We start from the raw sequence: 18,006 nt of genomic DNA, 5'->3' as shown, positions 1-18,006 counted from the left end.
CGTGGCGCGTTCCATCTTCCGTTATGGTGCCACTGCCCGCCGCAATGTTGTGGTGGGCTTTTTGGCATTGATGACGCTGGGATTGGTGGCGCAGCTTATCCGCCTGCAAGTAACGACCGCCGACAGCCTGACCAAGCGCGGTTACGACCGCAGCCTGCGCATCCAGACGGAAGACGCGCTGCGCGGCATGATTTTGGATCGGGAGGGCGAGCCGCTCGCCATTTCCACCCCGGTGAGCACGCTCATCATTGACCCGCTGCGCATGTGGGCGACGTTGAACGGCGATTTTGACCGCCTGCGCGAAGCCTGCCAGACGGACAAGGCGTACAGCGTCGATTGCGCCTGGGCGAACAGCGGTAACGAAGAAGAAGCGCGCCTGCGCTACCAATACGAAACCCTGCGCCCGCTGGCGACGCTTCTGGATGAAGACCTCGCCAAGTTTTACGACGAACTGGCGGCGCGCGCCGACCAGCAATTCATGTACCTGCGCCGCCAGATTCCGCCGAGCATCGCCAACGAAGCGCTCGACCTGAAAATCCCCGGCCTGCGCCGCGAAAACGGCTACAAGCGCTTCTACCCCTCCGGCGAAATCATGGGGCAAATCATCGGCTACACCGACGTTGAAGACAAAGGTCAGGAAGGGCTGGAAAAACTCTACGAAAACTGGCTGGCCGGACAGGCGGGCAAAGTGAAAGTGCTGCAAGACCGCGCCGGGCGCGCCTTGCGCGTCGTCGAAGAAGTGCGGCCTGCCTCTGCCGGAACACAGTTGCAGCTTTCCATCGACAAGCGCATCCAGTACATCACTCACCAAGTCTTGCAGGAAACCAAGGACGAATTCCGCGCCGAATCCGTGTCGGCAGTGATGGTGGACGTGAAAACCGGCGAGATTCTCGCCATGGTGTCGCTGCCCGCGGGCAACCCCAACGTCAGCGCCGAACGCCGCGCCGAACTGCTGAAAAACCGCGCCGTGACCGACACCTTCGAGCCCGGCTCGACCATGAAACCGCTTGCGGTCGCCGCCGCGCTGGAAGCGGGCGTGATCACCCCGAAAACCAGCTTCCGCACCAGCGGCACCTACCAGATGGGGCGCTACACCGTGCGCGACACGCACAACTACGGCACGCAGGATACCGTCGGCGTCATCCGCAAATCCTCGAACGTCGGCATGGCGATGATTAGCGAGCGCATGCCGCGCAAAAAATACCGCGACTTTATGACCGCCCTCGGCTTCGGCCAACCGAGCGGCATCGGCTTCCCCGGCGAACAACGCGGTCACTTCCCGCGCACCGAAAAAATCAGCCCGTTTGACTACGCCACCACCTTCTACGGCTACGGCGTCAGCGTCAGCGCGCTGCAACTGGCGCACGCCTACGCCACCATTGCCAACGACGGTGTGGAAATGCCGCTGTCACTCCTGAAAGTCGAAGAACTGCCGGAAGGCAAGCGGGTGATGAGCGACAAAACCGCGCGCGCCGTGCAGAAAATGCTGGAAGCGGTGGTTGGCGACGGCGGTACCGGCAAGCGCGCCAACACCGAAAGCTATACCGTCGCCGGCAAAACCGGCACCTCGCACAAAGTGCGCAAAGGCGGCGGTTACGCCGAGAAAAACTACCGTGGCATCTTTGCGGGCTACGCCCCGGCGCACAACCCGCGCATCGCCATGGTCGTCGTCGTGGATGACCCCAAAGGCGACAACTACTACGGCGGCCTGGTTGCCGCACCGCCCTTTGCCAAAATCGCCGACTGGTCGCTGAGAATGCTCGGCGTCCTGCCCGATAAAATCGCCAAATCCGGCGAAATCGGCCTCGTCGCCGACTCCGCCCTCTTTGAAGACAACGACTCCGCCGGAGCGCCCCCGCATGAACCCCCCGAAGAAACTGAATGACCTGCTAAAAGGACTGACTGCGGCCACGGCAGACCGCGACATCGCGGCGATTGCCACCGACTCGCGCGCCCTCACGCCACAGACCCTCTGGCTGGCGGCGCGCGGCATCAGCCACCATGCGCTGGACTTCTACAACCCCGAACTGCATCCGGCCGCCATCGCCTACGAACCGCCTTACGCCAACCCGCCCGCAGACGCCATTGCCTGCGAACAGCTCGGCGCGCATCTGGGCGAAATCGCCGCGCGCTTCTACGACCACCCCGCGCGCGCGCTCAAACTCATCGGCGTGACCGGCACCGACGGCAAATCCTCGCTCGTCCACTTCCTCGCGCAAGCGACCGGCGGCGCGATGCTCGGCACCATCGGCTACGGCAAGCTGGATGCGCTGGAGCCCGCGAGCCACACCACCCCCGACCCGCTGCGCGTCCAACAATACCTCGCCCGCTTCCGTGACGCGGGCATCGAAACCGTGGCGATGGAAGTCTCCTCGCACGCCCTCGCACAAGGACGGGTGGCGGCGGTCGAATACCACATCGGCGTCTTTACCAACCTGAGCCGCGACCACCTCGACTACCACCGCGACATGGAAGACTACTTCCTTGCCAAAGCCAGCCTTTTCGCGCGACCGCTGCCCGTCGCCGTCATCAACATCGACGATGCGCACGGCCGCCGCCTGCTCGACGAAAACCGCGTTCACCCGAAAACGCGCGTCATCGCCGTCAGCAGCCAGAATCACGCCCACCCGCGCGCCGCACTCACCCTGCGCGCGCGCGACATCGTGTTAAGTCCCGACGGTATCGCCTATACCCTCGAAACCGAAGCGGAGCAGGTCGCCATTCAGAGCGGCCTGCTCGCCCGCTTCAACGTGGACAACCTCTTGAACACCGCCGCCTGCCTGCTCGCACTAGGCACACCGTTTGCCGCGATACCGGCCAAACTCGCCGCGCTGCACGGCGTTCCCGGCCGTGCCGAGCGCATCGGTCTCGGCAACGGCGCCGCCGCCATCATCGACTACGCCCACACACCGGCGGCACTTGCCAACATCCTGCAAGGCGTGCGCGCGCACGTGCCGGGCAAACTGTGGTGCGTCTTCGGCTGCGGCGGCGACCGCGACCGCGGCAAACGCCCGCTGATGGCACAAGCCGCCGAACAATACGCCGACGCCGTCGTCATCACCGACGACAACCCGCGCACCGAAAACCCGGCGGACATCATCGCCGACAGCCTGCGCGGCATGGGGCACCGCGAAAAAGCCTGGATCAAACGACCGCGCGAAGAAGCCATCCGCTTCGTCCTGCCGCAGCTCGAGGCGGGCGACGCCGTGGTCATCGCCGGCAAAGGCCATGAGGACTACCAAATCCTCGGCACCACCAAACACCACTACTCCGACCAGGAAACCGTGCGCACATGGCTGCAAAACCGCTGAACACCCCGCTTACCGCCGCCGAAATCGCCGCCCTCTGCGATGGCGTCCATCATGGCGCCGATTTCACCGCCCTGGACGTCAGCACCGACAGCCGCCGCCTGCAAGCGGGCGAACTGTTCATCGCCCTGCGCGGGCCGAATTTTCGCGGCGAAGACTTCCTCGCCGCGGCCAAAGGGCAGGGCGCCGTCGCCGCCATCGTCGCCGAATACCAGCCAGACGCGGACTTGCCGCAAATCGTCGTCGCCGATACCCTCGCCGCCTTGCAGGCGCTGGCTCGCGACCGCCGTGAGCGTAGCCAAGCGCAGTTTTTCGCCATCACCGGCAGCAACGGCAAAACCAGCACCAAAGAAATCCTGCAACGCCTGCTGCAAACCCGTGGGCAGACGCTGGCCACCCTCGGCAATTTGAACAACGACATCGGCGTGCCGCTCACCCTGCTGCGTCTGCGCGACGAAGACCGCTATGCGGTGATTGAAATGGGCGCGAACCACCCCGGCGAAATCGCCGCCCTGGTAGCACTCGCCCGCCCGGACGTGGCGCTGATTACCAACGTCGCCCCGGCGCACCTCGCCGGATTTGGTACGCTCGAAGGCGTCATCGCCGCCAAAAGCGAAATCTACGCGCACAGCGACGGCGCCATCGTCTTGAACCTCGACCTGCCCGCCGCCGCCCGCTGGCAAGACCAATTCCACGACCGCCCACAATACACCTTCTCGCTCAATATCGACGCCGACGTCACCGCACACGATCTCGCCGCCGACGGCAGCCGCTTCGTGCTGCGCGTGGACGGCAGCGACTATCCGGTCGCCTGGCAACTGGTGGGGCGGCACAACATCATGAACGCGCTCGCCGCCTGCACCGCCGCGCGCCTTGCCGGCGTCAGCGGCGCACAAATGCAGGCGACGCTCACCGGCCTCGCCCTGCACCAATCGCGCCTCGCCGCCATCCGCGTCGGCGCGCACACCATCTACGACGACACCTACAACGCCAACCCCGCCTCATTCAAGGCGGCCATCGACGTCCTCGCCGCCGCGCCGCAATCACTAATCATCGCCGGTGCGATGGGCGAGTTGGGCGCGGAAGAAGTGGCGCTGCATCACGACGTCGCGACCTACGCCGCCACGCGCGGCATCAGCGCCTTCTGGTCAGTCGGCGACGGCCTCGCCCAAGAATACGGCGCGGACCGCCATTTCGCCGACACCGCCAGCGCGGGCGCGGCACTTGCCGCCTATCTCGCCGATGCCCCGGCGACCGTCATCCTCGTCAAAGGCTCACGCAGCGCCCGCATGGAAGGCGTACTCGCCGCCGCCGGACTGACCGCCGCCGCCGGACATTGAGGAGGGAAGATGTATTGGCGCCAGACACCCATCCCGCTTCATTTACATACACCACGAGCGCTCAGGTGTATGTATAAATCGCCGCGAAACCTGAACACACTCAACACAACAACAATCAAGGAACCGAAAACATGCTCTACGCCCTCGCCGACTGGTTAAGCAACTGGTTCAGCCCGTTCAACGCCTTCACCTACCTCACCTCGCGCGTCATCTTCGGCGCGCTGACCGCGCTCCTGCTCTCCATCGGCTTTGGCGGGCGGATGATCGCCCTTCTGCGCCGCCTGCAAATGGGGCAGTACGTGCGCGACGACGGCCCGCAAACCCACCTGAAAAAAGCAGGCACGCCGACCATGGGCGGCGCGCTCATCATCCTAAGCGTCTGCATCGCTATGCTCCTCTGGGCGGATTTACGGGTGAAATACACCTGGATTGCGCTCTTTGTCATGCTCGGTTTCGGCGTGGTCGGCTGGATTGACGACTACCGCAAGCTGATTCTCAAAGACCCGCAGGGACTACGCGCCAAGCACAAATACGCGCTGCTCTCGCTCGTCTCGCTCTTTACCTGCATCTGGCTTTACGCGAGCGCCGCCTCGCCGGTGGAGACCACGCTCTATGTGCCGTTTTTCAAAAATCTGTCGTGGCAGATGGGCTGGCTTTTCCTGCCCTTTGTTTACTTTGTGCTGACCGGGGCGAGCAACGCGGTGAACCTCACCGACGGTCTGGACGGCCTTGCCATCATGCCGGTAGTGCTGGTCGCGGGCGGCCTGGCGGTGTTCGCCTACATTTCCGGCAGCCCGAATTACGCGAGCTACCTGCACCAGCCGGTGTTGCCCGGAGTCGGCGAAATGGCGGTGTTCTGCGCGGCCATTGCGGGCGCGGGTCTCGGTTTTCTCTGGTACAACGCGCATCCGGCGCTGGTATTCATGGGCGATGTTGGCGCACTCTCGCTCGGCGCGGCGCTTGCCACCGTGGCCGTCGCCATCCGCCAGGAACTCGTCTTCGCGCTGATGAGCGGCATCTTCGTCGCGGAAGCGCTTTCCGTGATGATTCAGGTGGTGTCGTTCAAGACGCGCGGCAAGCGGGTTTTCCGCATGGCGCCCTTGCACCACCATTTTGAACTCTCCGGCTGGCCGGAATCGCGCGTTACCATCCGCTTCTGGATTATCACCGTGATTTTGGTGCTAATCGGCCTCTCCACCCTGAAACTCCGCTGAGGGAACCACCATGGATACCATGACCAGCAAACTGCGGGCGCTCGCGCTCGCCGAACCGATTTTTGTAGTAGGCATGGGCGCCTCCGGCCATGTCGCGCTCGACCTCTTGCGCGAGGCGGGCTACGACGCCATCGGCCTCGATGAACGCCTGGACGAGCGCCGCATCGAAAAACGCAATTTCGACGACCCGCAGGCGTTCGCGGGCGCGGGCACGTTGGTGGTCAGCCCCGGCGTTGACCGCCGCCGCGCTGCCTTTACCCACTCTTACGCGCAGCAAATCAACGACATCGAGCTGTTCGCCCGCTTGAACGACAAACCCGTGCTGGCGGTTACCGGCAGCAACGGCAAATCCACCGTGGTAACACTCTTGGCGCAAGCGCTGAACCACGCCGGACACAAGGCCAAACTCTGCGGCAACATCGGCCGCCCGGTGCTCGATGCGCTTTTTGACGGCGAAGCCGCCGACTGCTACGTCATCGAACTGTCCAGCTACCAGCTCGAACTCTGCCCCAGCCTCTACCCGCGTGTCGCCGCCGTGTTGAACGTCACCCCCGACCACCTCGACCGCTACGACGACTTCGCCGCCTATGCCGCCGCCAAAGCCAACCTCGTGCGCCAGTCCAGCATCTGCATCTTGAACGGCGACGACGAAGCCTGCGTGGCTATGGCCGAAGACGGACAGAACATCATCTACTACGGCACCTCCGCCACCCTGCCGAACCGCGTCGAAGGCGGCAAAATCTGGCTGCACGGCCACGCGCTGCTGGAAACCGCCCGCCTGCGTCTCGGCGGCGCGCACAACCACGCCAACATCCTCTGCACCCTGCTGATGCTCGAAGCCTATGGCGTCGCGCCGCAACAAGTTTTGTCCGCGCTGGAAACCTTCGCCGGACTGCCGCACCGCATGCAGTTGGTCAGTGAGGAAAACGGCGTGCGCTGGTACGACGACTCGAAAGCGACCAACATCGGCGCGGCTGCTGCCGCCCTGGCGGGCATTGACGGCGCGGTGGTGCTGATTGCCGGCGGTGTTGGCAAAAACCAGGACTTCTCGCTGCTCGCACGCGAACTGCAACAGGCAAACCTGCGCGGCGTCTTGCTGATAGGCGTGGATAACCGCGACATGGCAGCCGCCTTTACCGCCGCAGGCATCGCTTTTGAGGACTGCGGCACGATGGACAAAGCCGTCGCCCGCGCACGTGCACTCGCGCAAGCGGGCGACAGCGTCTTGCTCGCCCCCGCCACCGCCAGCTTCGACCAGTACAGCGGCTACGACGCCCGCGGTGACGCCTTTGCCTACGAGGTGACGAGCACATGTCGCTGAAAGACCGGGCGCAACCGCCGCTCGCGCGACAAAAAATCATCGCCGACCGGCACATCAACGACTTCCACAACAGCCAAAAACGGGCGAGCCGCTGGCAGGGGATGGAATTTCCCGACATCTGGCTGCTCTTTGCCTGGTGCGCGCTGATTGCCATCGGCATGGTGATGGTCACCTCTGCCTCCATGAGTGAAGCGGTGGGGCATAACAGCGACCCGTATTACTACAGCATCCGGCAGGCCCTGTTTTACGTCGCCGGCCTCGTCTGTGCCTGGGTCGCCTACATCATGCCCACGCATTTCTACTACCAGAACAGTGGGCGCTTTCTCATCTACGCGCTCATCCTGCTCCTCATCCTGTACATTCCCAGCGTTGGCGTCTCGGTCAATGGGGCGCGCCGTTGGCTCAACTTGAAATTTTTCAAACTGCAAGTGGGCGAGGTGGTCAAACTGGCGATGATTATCTACGCCGCTGCCTTCCTCCAGCGCAACAGCCAATTCCTTGACCGCAGCTGGCGGCCGATGATCGAACTACTCTGCATTACCGGCATCTTTGCCGCCATCCTCCTGCGCCAGCCGGACTTTGGCACGACCATGGTGATGGTTGCCGCCGTCTTGGGGATGATGTTCATGGCGGGGATGAACCTCAAGCGCTTCATCATCTTCTTCGGCGTGGTCTCCGTCATGATGGGGGCGGTGCTCGTCGCCGCACCGTACCGCGTCAAACGCCTGCTGACCTTCCTCGACCCCTGGACGCACCAGTACGACGAAGGCTATCAGCTGGTGAACTCGCTGATTGCCGTCGGCAGCGGCGGCCTCTTTGGCAGCGGCCTCGGCCAGAGCGTGCAGAAACACGACTACCTGCCGGAAGCACATACCGACTTCATCTTCGCCATCATCGCCGAAGAATTTGGCCTCTTTGGCGCGCTGGTTGTTATGGCGCTGTTTGTACTCCTCGTTTGGCGTGCCTTTCATATCGGCTACCTCGCCGACCGTGTGCGCCGCCGCTTTCTCAGCCTCGTCGCCTACGGCATCGGCCTCATCATCGCCATTCAGGCGCTGGTCAATATCGGCGTCACCACCGGCGCACTGCCGACCAAAGGGCTGACCCTGCCGCTTGTCAGCTACGGCGGCAGCTCGGTGGTCATCGTCTGCGTCTCGCTCGGCATCCTCGCCCGCATTGACGCGGAAAGCCGCTACCAGGCGAAGCGGGAAGGGATTATTTGAAACATGAAAAACGCCTGCTCGCCCATGCCAAAAAACAGCGCCAGCAAATGCCCGACGCCGAACGCGAACTGTGGTACCACCTGCGCGACCGTCGCCTGGGCGGGCGCAAATTCCGCCGTCAAGAACCGATTGGTCCGTATGTGGGCGATTTCGTCTGTCACCAGCCAAAACTGGTGGTGGAAGCCGACGGCGGACAACATCTCGAACAGGCCGCTTATGATGCCGAACGCAGCCGCTATCTCGAGTCGCGCGGCTAAAGCGTCTTGCGCTTCTGGAACCACGACATCTTGCAACGCACCGAGGCGATACTGGAAACCATCCTGCGCAAGCGGGAAGAATTGGACGGGGATTGAGCGCGGAATGCTTTGGGAAGCGGCGGCTTTGGCTGCGGCCCTATCTGGTTCTACTTTAGATGAGGCTTCAGTAACGCCCTCACCCCAACCCCTCTCTCGCACTTCGCGCGAGAGAGGGGTTGGGGTGAGGGCGAGCAAGCAGGATAAAACCCCGCGACCGCATCATTTCGCACACAAAGTCTCGCATCCCTGTAAAATCCGCCGCGTTTTTCTCACACATTTTTAAATACAAGCAATGGAATGAAGCATGAGCACACTACAAGGCAAAACGGTTTTGATGATGGCGGGCGGTACCGGCGGGCACGTCTATCCGGCGCTCGCCGTCGCCCGTGCCGCGCGGGACGCCGGTGCCACGGTGCATTGGCTCGGTAACGCTGCCGGTTTTGAAGGCAAAAAAGTGCCGGAAGCGGGCTTTCCCTTGCACGACATCGCCGTCAAGGGACTGCGCGGCAAGGGGCTGGTCGGCTGGCTCAAGGCGCCGTTCATGCTGGCGCGCGCCTTGTGGAAAGCGAGAGCGGTGCTGCGCGCGGTCAAGCCGGATGCGGTTATCGGCATGGGCGGCTTTGCCTCCGGGCCGGGTGGGCTGATGGCGGCACGCGCTGGCATTCCGCTCATCGTGCATGAGCAGAACGCGGTCGCGGGCCTGACCAACCGCAAGCTGGCGAAACGCGCGCGCAAGGTTCTGCTCGCGGACAGCCACGCCGCCGTCAAGATGGGCTTAAAAGAAGGCGAGTACGTCGTTACCGGCAATCCGGTACGTGCGGAAATTGCCGCCACGCCCGCCCCGGCGCAGCGTTTTCTCGGCCGCCTCGGTGCGGTACGCCTGCTGGTGCTCGGCGGTTCGCAGGGCGCCAAAGCCTTGAATGAATTGCTGCCGCAGGCGCTCGCGCTTTTACCAGAAAATGAGCGCCCGCAAGTGGTGCATCAGGTCGGCGAGCGCTGGCTCGATGAAGCGCGCGCCGCTTATGCACGCGCTGGTGTTGCCGCCGAAGTTGTGCCGTTTATTGAAGACATGGCGGCGGCCTATGCTGCTGCCGACTGGATTATTGCCCGCTCCGGCGCGCTGACGGTGGCCGAAGTGGCGACCGTGGGCGTCGCCGTGCTGTTTGTGCCGTTCCCCTACGCCGTTGATGACCATCAGACGGCGAACGCGCAAGCCTTGGTGGATGCGGGCGCGGCAACGGTAGTGCAACAGGCGGATTTGTCGCCCGAGCGCCTCGCCGAAATCATCACCGCGCACCGCGAGCGCGGGCTTTTGTTAAAACAGGCAGATCGCGCCCGCAGCCTCTCACACGCGCAGGCGCTCGCCAAAATCATGCAAGAAATCGAGACCGTTTTATGAGTGCAGACCTTCATTTTGGCCGCATCGAACGTCGCCAGATGCGGCGGGTGCGCAATGTTTTCTTCGTCGGTATCGGCGGCGTCGGCATGAGTGCCATCGCCGAGGTGCTGATTACGCTTGGTTATGCGGTAAGCGGTTCGGACTTGAAACCGTCCGCCAATACCGAGCGCCTCGCCGCCAAGGGCGCGACGCTGTTTTTCGGCCACGCGGCGGAAAACGTCAAGGACGCCTCGGTCGTCGTCACCTCGTCGGCAATTGACCCGAAAAACCCGGAAGTGTTGCGCGCGCGCGAGTTGGGCATTCCGGTCATCCGCCGCGCCGAGATGCTGGCGGAGCTGATGCGCTTCCGCTTCGGCATCGCCGTCGCCGGAACCCACGGCAAGACGACCACCACCAGCCTGATTGCTTCCATCCTCGCCGACGCCGGACTGGACCCGACCTTCGTTATCGGCGGCGTGCTGACCGCCGCAGGCAGCAACGCCCGCCTCGGCGACGGGCAATATCTGGTGGCGGAAGCGGATGAATCCGACGCCTCTTTCCTCCATTTGCAGCCGATGATGTCGGTGGTCACCAATATCGACGCCGACCACCTGGAAAACTACGGCGGCAGCTTTGACAACCTGAAGCAGGGCTTCGTCCGCTTCCTGCACAACCTGCCGTTCTACGGGCTGGCGGTGCTGTGCATTGACGACGAAGGCGTGCAGTCCATTTTGGGCGACGTCGGCCGTCCGGTGCGTACCTACGGTTTTTCCGAGGCGGCGGAAGTACGCGCGGTGAACGTGCGCCAGGTCGGGCTGAAAATGCACTTTGACGTGGTGGACAAGGTGAGCGGCGAAACCTTCCCGCTGGCCTTGAGCATGCCGGGCAAACACAACGTGCTAAACGCGCTTGCCGCCTTCATCATCACCAGCGAGCTGGGGCTGACGCGCGCGGAAATTACCGCCGGACTGGCGCAGTTCAAGGGCGTCGGCCGCCGCTTCACCCATCACGGCATCATCGAACACGAACACGGTCGCGCCGAAGTATTTGAGGACTACGGCCACCACCCCAACGAAATCCGCGCGGTATTGCAGGCCGCGGCAGAAGGCTTTGCCGGGCGGCGCATCTTTGCCGTCTTTCAGCCGCACCGCTTCACCCGCACCCGCGACTGCCTCGACGACTTCGCCGAAGTGCTGTCCAACTGCGAGGCACTGGTACTGACCGACGTCTATAGCGCGGGCGAAGCGCCGATTGCAGGCGCCGACTCGCGCGCGCTGGCACGCGCCATCCGCGCGCACGGCAAAGTGGAGCCGGTGCTGATTGCCGACAAGGCGGCGATTAACCAGCAGCTCTACGACAACCTCCTCGCCGACGGCGATGTGGTGATTTACTTCGGCGCGGGTGACATCGGCCGCGTCGCCAAAGACATGGCAACGGAGCATGGCATCCATGAATAACGAATTTGGCAAAGTCGCCGTGCTGTACGGCGGCACGTCTTCCGAGCGCGAAGTGTCGCTCTCGAGCGGCGCGGCGGTACACGAAGCGCTGGTCACATCTGGCGTGGACGCGCACCTGCTCGACACCCGCGACCATCAGGCACTCTTTAACCTGAAAGGGCAGGGCTTTGCGCGCGCCTTCATCGTCCTGCACGGCCGTGGTGGCGAAGACGGGCAAGTGCAGGCGATTCTCGACTGGCAGGGCATCCCCTACACCGGTTCCGGCGTGCTTGCCTGCGCGCTGGCAATGGACAAAGTGCTGACCAAGCGCGTCTGGCAAACCTTCGGCCTGCCGGTCAAACCCGATCTGGTGATTGACGCCGCCACCACCTACGCCGAACTGGTCGCCGCGCTTGGCGGCAGCCATTTCGCCATCAAACCGGCGCTGGAAGGCTCCAGCGTTGGCGTCAGCCGCGTGGGCAACCAGGCGGAGCTGGAAGCGGCCTACCAAAAAGCGGGCGGCATCCGCGAAAAAATCATGGCAGAGCCGTGGGTCACGGGACGCGAACTCACCTATCCGGTCATCGGCGGGCGTGTGCTGCCGGGCATCGAAGTGACCGCCAGCGCCGAGCACCTTTTCTACGATTACGACGCCAAATACCTCGCCGAAGACACGCGCTACCGCTGCCCGCCGCCCATTGACGCTGCGCTGGACGGACAACTGCGCGAACTCACCCGCCGCGCCTTCGATGCCATCGGCGCCAAAGGCTGGGCGCGCGTGGATTTCATCCTCGACGGCGATAACCGCCCGTGGATACTGGAAATCAACATGGTGCCGGGCATGACCTCGCACTCGCTGGTACCGCTCGCCGCGCGCGAAGACGGCATGGATTTCGTCGCGCTGGTGCGGCAAATCCTCGCACAAACCCGTTGAAGACAGATGATGAAGCCACCGGATAACCGCTACCTGCGCCGCTCCTCGGTCAGCGTGCCGCGCGAGCAGCGCACCGCCTGGCAAGTCTTCCGGCTGGTACTGGAATGCGTCTTTGTGGTCGTCCTGCTGATGGGCATCGCCGCCTCCATCTATGCCATCTACCAGCGCCTCTCGCAGCAAAACTTCTTCCCGCTGAAGCGGGTCATCATCCAGGAGCCGCTGCGCTACGGCGACATGCGCGAAGTGAGCGAAATCATCCGCAACCACCATCAGCGCGACCTCTTGCACATGGACGTCACCCTGCTTGCCGACGAAATGCAGCGGTTGGACTGGATTGCCAAGGCCAGCGTCTACAAGCGCTGGCCGGATGCCGTTGAAGTCAAGCTGGAAGAACGCGTGCCGGTGGTGCGCTGGGGCGGTCGCGCCTTTCTCGATGCGAGCGGCGAGCCGTTCTCCATTCCCGACAACGACAAACTGCGTGAACTCGCCACCATCCACGGGCCGGACGGCTACGAAAAACAAGTGCTGCAATACTGGCACGACATCGCGCCGTGGCTTGGCGCGCGCCAATTACAACTACAACAACTGTCGCTGGATCAGCGCCTCGTCTGGCACGCCGAACTGGAAAACGGGCTGGACGTCATCCTCGGCCGCGACCAACTAAACGATCGCCTGAAAAAACTGGCGGTGGTCAATGACAAAGTCATCAAACCCTACCACCGCTACATTGAAGCCATCGACCTGCGCTACCACGACGGCTTCTCGGTGCGCTGGAAAGCCGGCGTCAAGCCCGTCACCGCCGAAAAAAATCCGGCGCGCGACGGCAACGGCATCGTCAAGGCAGTAACCGTCGTCAAAGAACCCCCTGCGGCGAAAGAAGCCCCGGCCAAACCCGTCGCCAAAGAAACGGCAAAAGCCCCCGCCAAACCTGCCGCGCCTGCCAAAGAAAAAGCAGCAGCGAAAGCGGCGCCCAAAGAAGCGGCGAAAGAAAAACCCGTCGCCAAAACAGCGCCTGCCGAAAAAACGGCAACCAAAGAATCCGTCAAAGAGGCGAAAGAAAAAGCAGCCGCCAAACCCGCCCCGGCGGCGAAAGACAGCGGTAAAGAAACGAAAGAAAAACCGGCAGTAAAAGCGGCCGTCGCTGAAAAAGCGCCTGCCAAAGAAGCGGTAAAAGAAAACAAAGAAAAAACACCCGCCAAACCTGCACCCACGGAAAAAACGCCGGTAAAAGAAGCGAAAGAAAAACCCGTCGCCAAAACGGCTCCCGCCGAAAAAACACTGCCAAAAGAAAACAAAGAAAAAACGGCAAACAAAACCGCCCCCGCCGCAAAACCCGCAGCACCCAAAGAAAAAGACAGCGCAAAAGGTAAAAAATGAAAGACTCGGCCATTAAAGTCGTCATCGACGTCGGCAGTTCCCGCACCCGCGTCACCATCGGCGAAGTGGGCAACCGCGAAGACAGCGTGCTCGAAGTGCTCGGCAGCGGCGTCTCCAGCGGCGGCGCGCTGAAAGCGGGCATCGTTACCAACATCCCCACCGTCAGCCACGCCATCCGCCATGCCGTCGCCATCGCCGAAGAAGAAGCCGGGCTGAAAATCAACAGCGCGCTCATCAGCATCAGCGGCGAGCATATCCTCGGCATGAACAGCGACGGCCGTGCGCAAATCCGCAACCGCCGCATCAGCAAAAACGACCTCGTCCATGCCGTGATGCGCGCCCGACAACTGGCGCGCAAAGAAGAGCAGGACACCCTGCACGTGCTGGAACAACAATTCATCGTCGATAACCACCAGGGCATCACCGACCCGGTCGGCATGATTGCGGACAACCTCGAAGCGCGGGTACACGTCATCAGCGCGCGCCGCGCGGCAGTCGTGAACCTCTGCCAATGCGTGCGCAACGCCGGCATCGAAATCGAAGGCGTCATCTATGCCGGACTAGCGTCCGCCTACGCCGCCAGTACCGCCGACGAACGCGACCTCGGCATCTGCACCGTTGACCTTGGCGCGGGCACGGCAGACCTCATGCTGTGGTGGCGCAACCAGCCAATGCACGCCGCCACCCTGCCCATCGGCGGCGAACAAGTATCGAGCGCGCTCGCCACCATCCTGCGCACACCGCGCCAATCGGCAGAAATGCTCAAACGCAGCCACGGCGCCCTGCTCGACAAATACAGCCGCCACACCCGCATCCCGCTGCCCAGCACCGGCAACCTGCCCGACCGCTACCTGTCAAGCAGCGACATGGTCGAACAAATCGCCGCCTGCTACCAAAAATTCTTCGCCAGCATCAACAAAGAATTCCACCGCATCGGCCTGCGACAAATGCTAGACGGCGGCATCGTCTTTACCGGCGGCGCGGCACAAATACCAGGACTGGCAGAAATGGCAGGTGCAATCTTCAATTGCCCGGTGCGCGTATACATCCCGCCACCCGTTTCCGGACTGGATGAACATCTACAAAACGATGCGGGCATGGTGACAACCCTCGGACTCTTCCAATTACAACAAAATCCCGTCAATGACTACGTTTGGGCAAAGGAAGAAAAAGACGGTATAATCTCGAGCATTACAAATTTTCTAAAGCGTTACTTATAAAACGGCAAGAGGTAAACACATGGCCTTTACAATTCAGATGGACGAGACCGACAACACATCCCCCGTCATGATCAAAGTCATCGGTATCGGTGGCGGCGGATGCAACGCGCTGAAGCAAATGATGGATTTCGACCTGCACGGCGTAGAACTCATAGTAGCCAATACCGACAAACAGGTATTACAAGAAAACCCCATTCAAAACAAACTGCAACTCGGCGTCAAAACCACGCGCGGCATGGGCGCGGGTTCCAAGCCGGAAGTCGGCCGTGCTGCCGCTGAAGAAGACCGCGACAAAATCCGCGACGCCTTAAACGGCGCCGACATGGTCTTCATCGCCGCTGGCATGGGCGGCGGTACCGGTACCGGCGCCGCACCCGTCATCGCCAACGTCGCGCGCGACATGGGCATCCTCACCGTCGCCATCGTCACCAAACCGTTTACCTTTGAAGGCATGCCGCGCATGCGCAAAGCCGAAGCGGGGCTGGAAGTGCTGAAAAGCGAAGTCGATTGCCTCGTCATCATCCCGAACGACCGCATCTCCGCCGTCATGGGCGAAGACGCAACCCTCATCGGCTCCTTCAAAACCGTGGATAACGTCCTGCGCGACGCCGTGTACAGCATCGCCACCATCATCCAGAAACTGGGCGTTATCAACACCGACCTCGAAGACGTCAAAACCATCATGAGCGAGCGCGGCATCGCGATGATGGGTTCCGGCGAAGCCAAAGGCGAAGACCGCGCCCGCGCTGCCACCGAAAAAGCCATCTCCTCGCCGCTCCTCGAAAACATCGAACTCGCTTCGGCGCGCGGCCTCCTGGTGAACGTCAGCGCCAGCCAGGACATCAAAACCTCCGAATACCAGACCGCCTGCAACGTCATCTACGACATCATCGACCCCGAACAAGTCAACCTCAAAATCGGCCTCATCATAGACGACAACATGGGTGACACCCTGCGCGTCACCGTCGTCGCCACCGGCATCGAAGGCAGCGACGACGGCGGCATCTTCGGCGGCAGCGGCGGCTACACCAACCCCAACGAACTCTTTGGCTTGGGCGTCCGTGCCAGCGCGAGCGATAACACCCCGCCGTTGCGCAATAGCGTTGACGACCGCGAACCCTACCGCGACGACTACGCCGAACCCGAACAAAGTGGCGGTTTCAGCCTCTCCAGCCTGCTGCGCAAACGCACCCGCTAAGGGGCGCGCATGGCCAGACAGCGCAGCATCCGCGACGCCGTTGCCGGATCCGGCATCGGCGTTCACAGCGGCAAACGGGTTGATATCCGCCTCCTGCCCGCTCCCGCCGACAGCGGCATTACCTTCCGCCGCACCGACCTTGACCCGCCCGCCGAAATCTCGGCGCGCGCCCACCTCGTGCGCGACACCCAACTCTGCACCGCGCTCGTCGATGACAGCGGCGTGCGCGTCGCCACCATTGAGCATCTCATGTCGGCGCTCGCCGGTGTCGGCATTGACAACATCATCATCGAACTGAACGCGCCGGAAGTCCCCATCATGGACGGCAGCGCCGCACCCTTCGTCTATCTCCTGCAACAGGCGGGCATTCGCGAGCAGGATGCCGCCAAGCGCTTCATCCAAATCCTCGAACCCGTAGAAGTACGCGAAGGCGACAAATGGGCGCGACTCTCGCCCTTCGCCGGCTGCCGCTTCGATTTTGCCATCGACTTTGACCACCCCGTCTTCCGCCACCGCAATAACCAAACCCGCCTCGATTTCTCCAGCCGCCGCTATGTCCGCGAAATCAGCCGCGCCCGCACCTTCGGCTTTTTGCGCGACATCGAATACCTGCAAAGCCACGGCCTGACCTTGGGCGGCGGACTGGACAACGCCATCGTCGTCGATGACTACCGCGTTTTGAACGAACAAGGCCTACGCTTTGACGACGAATTCGTGCGCCACAAACTGCTGGATGCCGTCGGCGACCTCTACCTCCTCGGCGCACCGCTCATCGGCCACTACCAAGGCTACAAATCCGGGCACGACCTCAACAACAAACTCTGCCTCGCGCTCGAAAAGTCCCCGCAAAGCTGGTGCTGGACCGAACTGGACCGTGATAGCGGCATCGAAATCGACTACGGCGAAAACTACCCGCTGCCGCAGGCAGGCTGAAGCACAGCGCACCGCCAGCCATAGCGTGCATCGCACCGCCCAATCCCTATTTCCCGGCAGCGCCATAACCGCTGCCACTTTTTTCTCCAACCCACGCCCACAAAACCCATGCCCACAAAAACCATGCCCATCACCATCCTCCGCCTCGGCGCACCCAGCGCTGAAACCTGCGCCCGCCTTGGCGGTTACGAAGACTGGATCGCGCAGAACCTCACTACTGCGACCCGCAGTATCAACATCATCGGGGGCGAAGCGCCGCCCGCGCACGCGGACTGCCGCGGCGTCATCCTCACCGGTTCGGTGCACATGGTGGGCGAACGCCTGCCCTGGAGCGAAGCGCTGCGTCCGTGGCTACAAGAAGCGGTCGCGCGCGAACTGCCCGTTTTCGCCATCTGCTACGGCCACCAACTGCTTGCTGACGCCCTCGGCGGCACAGTAGGCGCGAACCCCAACGGTGCGGAAATCGGCAACATCACCCTGAACCGCCTGCCCGCCTGCGACGATGACCCGCTCTTTGCACCGCTACCCGCAACCTTCAGCGCCAATGCCTGGCACAGCGAAAGCGTCTTGCAGCTGCCGCCCGGCGCGGTGCCGCTGGTTGCCAACGCGCACGACCCGCACCACGCCTACCGCCTCGGCAAAAACGCCTGGGGCGTCCAATTCCACCCCGAATTTGCCCAAGAAGGCATGCGCGCGGGCATCGCGCAAAACCGCGCGCACATCGCCGATGCCGATGCACTAATCGCCGCAGTGCCTGCCGCCCAACCGCACGCCACCGCGCTGTTGCAACGTTTTGCGCAGCTAGCGTTGGGCGCATAACCCCACAAA

Annotated in this window: 14 protein-coding genes and 1 pseudogene; all 15 read left to right on the top strand. The window is 62.7% G+C overall.

Features of this window, described 5'->3' with window-relative positions:
- Nucleotide 1 precedes the first annotated feature (1 nt).
- The 15 genes and pseudogenes from EL199_RS11730 (at nt 2) to EL199_RS11660 (ending at nt 17,997) form a co-directional block, all read left to right on the top strand.
- Nucleotides 2-1,885, top strand: a complete 1,884-nt coding sequence (locus tag EL199_RS11730) for a peptidoglycan D,D-transpeptidase FtsI family protein (RefSeq protein WP_232008301.1) — start codon at nt 2-4, stop codon at nt 1,883-1,885.
- The gene (locus EL199_RS11725; protein ID WP_004143124.1) at nt 1,860-3,311 is read left to right on the top strand and encodes a UDP-N-acetylmuramoyl-L-alanyl-D-glutamate--2,6-diaminopimelate ligase; all 1,452 of its coding nucleotides are present in this window, start codon (nt 1,860-1,862) and stop codon (nt 3,309-3,311) included. The genes EL199_RS11730 and EL199_RS11725 overlap by 26 nt, the downstream gene beginning before the upstream one ends.
- Entirely contained in the window at nt 3,293-4,648 is a 1,356-nt protein-coding gene (locus EL199_RS11720) for a UDP-N-acetylmuramoyl-tripeptide--D-alanyl-D-alanine ligase (protein WP_004143125.1), read from the top strand. The genes EL199_RS11725 and EL199_RS11720 overlap by 19 nt, the downstream gene beginning before the upstream one ends.
- Before the next feature lie 131 nt (nt 4,649-4,779).
- Nucleotides 4,780-5,862, top strand: coding sequence for a phospho-N-acetylmuramoyl-pentapeptide-transferase (mraY, locus tag EL199_RS11715; protein WP_004143126.1), 1,083 nt, complete (start codon nt 4,780-4,782; stop codon nt 5,860-5,862).
- A 10-nt stretch (nt 5,863-5,872) separates the two neighbouring features.
- Nucleotides 5,873-7,183: a UDP-N-acetylmuramoyl-L-alanine--D-glutamate ligase gene (gene murD / locus EL199_RS11710; RefSeq protein ID WP_004143127.1), complete on the top strand. Its 1,311-nt coding sequence runs from the start codon at nt 5,873-5,875 to the stop codon at nt 7,181-7,183.
- Nucleotides 7,174-8,406, top strand: a complete 1,233-nt coding sequence (gene ftsW / locus EL199_RS11705; RefSeq protein ID WP_004143128.1) for a putative lipid II flippase FtsW — start codon at nt 7,174-7,176, stop codon at nt 8,404-8,406. Before murD ends, ftsW begins: the two co-directional genes overlap by 10 nt.
- Nucleotides 8,403-8,759, top strand: a pseudogene (locus EL199_RS11700) (endonuclease domain-containing protein). The gene ftsW and the pseudogene EL199_RS11700 overlap by 4 nt, the downstream one beginning before the upstream one ends.
- Nucleotides 8,760-9,006: 247 nt before the next feature.
- Nucleotides 9,007-10,101 carry an undecaprenyldiphospho-muramoylpentapeptide beta-N-acetylglucosaminyltransferase gene (gene murG, locus EL199_RS11695; RefSeq protein ID WP_004143131.1) on the top strand — a complete coding sequence of 365 codons (1,095 nt, stop codon included), beginning with the start codon at nt 9,007-9,009 and terminating at the stop codon, nt 10,099-10,101.
- Nucleotides 10,098-11,537 (top strand): UDP-N-acetylmuramate--L-alanine ligase, encoded by a 1,440-nt coding sequence (gene murC, locus EL199_RS11690; RefSeq protein ID WP_004143133.1) that lies wholly within the window; start codon nt 10,098-10,100, stop codon nt 11,535-11,537. Before murG ends, murC begins: the two co-directional genes overlap by 4 nt.
- Nucleotides 11,530-12,450: a D-alanine--D-alanine ligase gene (locus EL199_RS11685; protein WP_004143140.1), complete on the top strand. Its 921-nt coding sequence runs from the start codon at nt 11,530-11,532 to the stop codon at nt 12,448-12,450. Before murC ends, EL199_RS11685 begins: the two co-directional genes overlap by 8 nt.
- A gap of 6 nt (nt 12,451-12,456) precedes the next feature.
- Nucleotides 12,457-13,827: a cell division protein FtsQ/DivIB gene (locus EL199_RS11680; protein ID WP_004143141.1), complete on the top strand. Its 1,371-nt coding sequence runs from the start codon at nt 12,457-12,459 to the stop codon at nt 13,825-13,827.
- Nucleotides 13,824-15,047: a cell division protein FtsA gene (ftsA, locus tag EL199_RS11675; protein WP_004143142.1), complete on the top strand. Its 1,224-nt coding sequence runs from the start codon at nt 13,824-13,826 to the stop codon at nt 15,045-15,047. The genes EL199_RS11680 and ftsA overlap by 4 nt, the downstream gene beginning before the upstream one ends.
- A 19-nt stretch (nt 15,048-15,066) precedes the next feature.
- The gene (gene ftsZ / locus EL199_RS11670; RefSeq protein ID WP_004143144.1) at nt 15,067-16,245 is read left to right on the top strand and encodes a cell division protein FtsZ; all 1,179 of its coding nucleotides are present in this window, start codon (nt 15,067-15,069) and stop codon (nt 16,243-16,245) included.
- Between the two features lie 9 nt (nt 16,246-16,254).
- A complete protein-coding gene (gene lpxC / locus EL199_RS11665; RefSeq protein WP_004143145.1) occupies nt 16,255-17,178 on the top strand; it encodes a UDP-3-O-acyl-N-acetylglucosamine deacetylase in 924 nt (307 codons plus the stop codon).
- A gap of 108 nt (nt 17,179-17,286) precedes the next feature.
- Nucleotides 17,287-17,997, top strand: a complete 711-nt coding sequence (locus tag EL199_RS11660; protein WP_004143146.1) for a glutamine amidotransferase — start codon at nt 17,287-17,289, stop codon at nt 17,995-17,997.
- Nucleotides 17,998-18,006 lie beyond the last annotated feature (9 nt).

It is taken from the genome of Cardiobacterium hominis, from assembly GCF_900637305.1.
Classification (GTDB): Bacteria; Pseudomonadota; Gammaproteobacteria; order Cardiobacteriales; family Cardiobacteriaceae; genus Cardiobacterium; species Cardiobacterium hominis.
Note: the sequence above shows the minus strand (reverse complement) of the source record. Positions and strands in the feature narration are given on the sequence as shown.

Excerpts from the sequence above, each read along its gene's own strand:
- EL199_RS11725 (WP_004143124.1), top strand. The coding sequence starts at position 1,860 with ATGAACCCCCCGAAGAAACTGAATGACCTGCTAAAAGGACTGACTGCG.
- EL199_RS11720 (WP_004143125.1), top strand. The coding sequence starts at position 3,293 with ATGGCTGCAAAACCGCTGAACACCCCGCTTACCGCCGCCGAAATCGCC.
- mraY (WP_004143126.1), top strand. The coding sequence starts at position 4,780 with ATGCTCTACGCCCTCGCCGACTGGTTAAGCAACTGGTTCAGCCCGTTC.
- murD (WP_004143127.1), top strand. The coding sequence starts at position 5,873 with ATGGATACCATGACCAGCAAACTGCGGGCGCTCGCGCTCGCCGAACCG.
- ftsW (WP_004143128.1), top strand. The coding sequence starts at position 7,174 with ATGTCGCTGAAAGACCGGGCGCAACCGCCGCTCGCGCGACAAAAAATC.
- murG (WP_004143131.1), top strand. The coding sequence starts at position 9,007 with ATGAGCACACTACAAGGCAAAACGGTTTTGATGATGGCGGGCGGTACC.
- murC (WP_004143133.1), top strand. The coding sequence starts at position 10,098 with ATGAGTGCAGACCTTCATTTTGGCCGCATCGAACGTCGCCAGATGCGG.
- EL199_RS11685 (WP_004143140.1), top strand. The coding sequence starts at position 11,530 with ATGAATAACGAATTTGGCAAAGTCGCCGTGCTGTACGGCGGCACGTCT.
- EL199_RS11680 (WP_004143141.1), top strand. The coding sequence starts at position 12,457 with ATGATGAAGCCACCGGATAACCGCTACCTGCGCCGCTCCTCGGTCAGC.
- ftsA (WP_004143142.1), top strand. The coding sequence starts at position 13,824 with ATGAAAGACTCGGCCATTAAAGTCGTCATCGACGTCGGCAGTTCCCGC.
- ftsZ (WP_004143144.1), top strand. The coding sequence starts at position 15,067 with ATGGCCTTTACAATTCAGATGGACGAGACCGACAACACATCCCCCGTC.
- lpxC (WP_004143145.1), top strand. The coding sequence starts at position 16,255 with ATGGCCAGACAGCGCAGCATCCGCGACGCCGTTGCCGGATCCGGCATC.
- EL199_RS11660 (WP_004143146.1), top strand. The coding sequence starts at position 17,287 with ATGCCCACAAAAACCATGCCCATCACCATCCTCCGCCTCGGCGCACCC.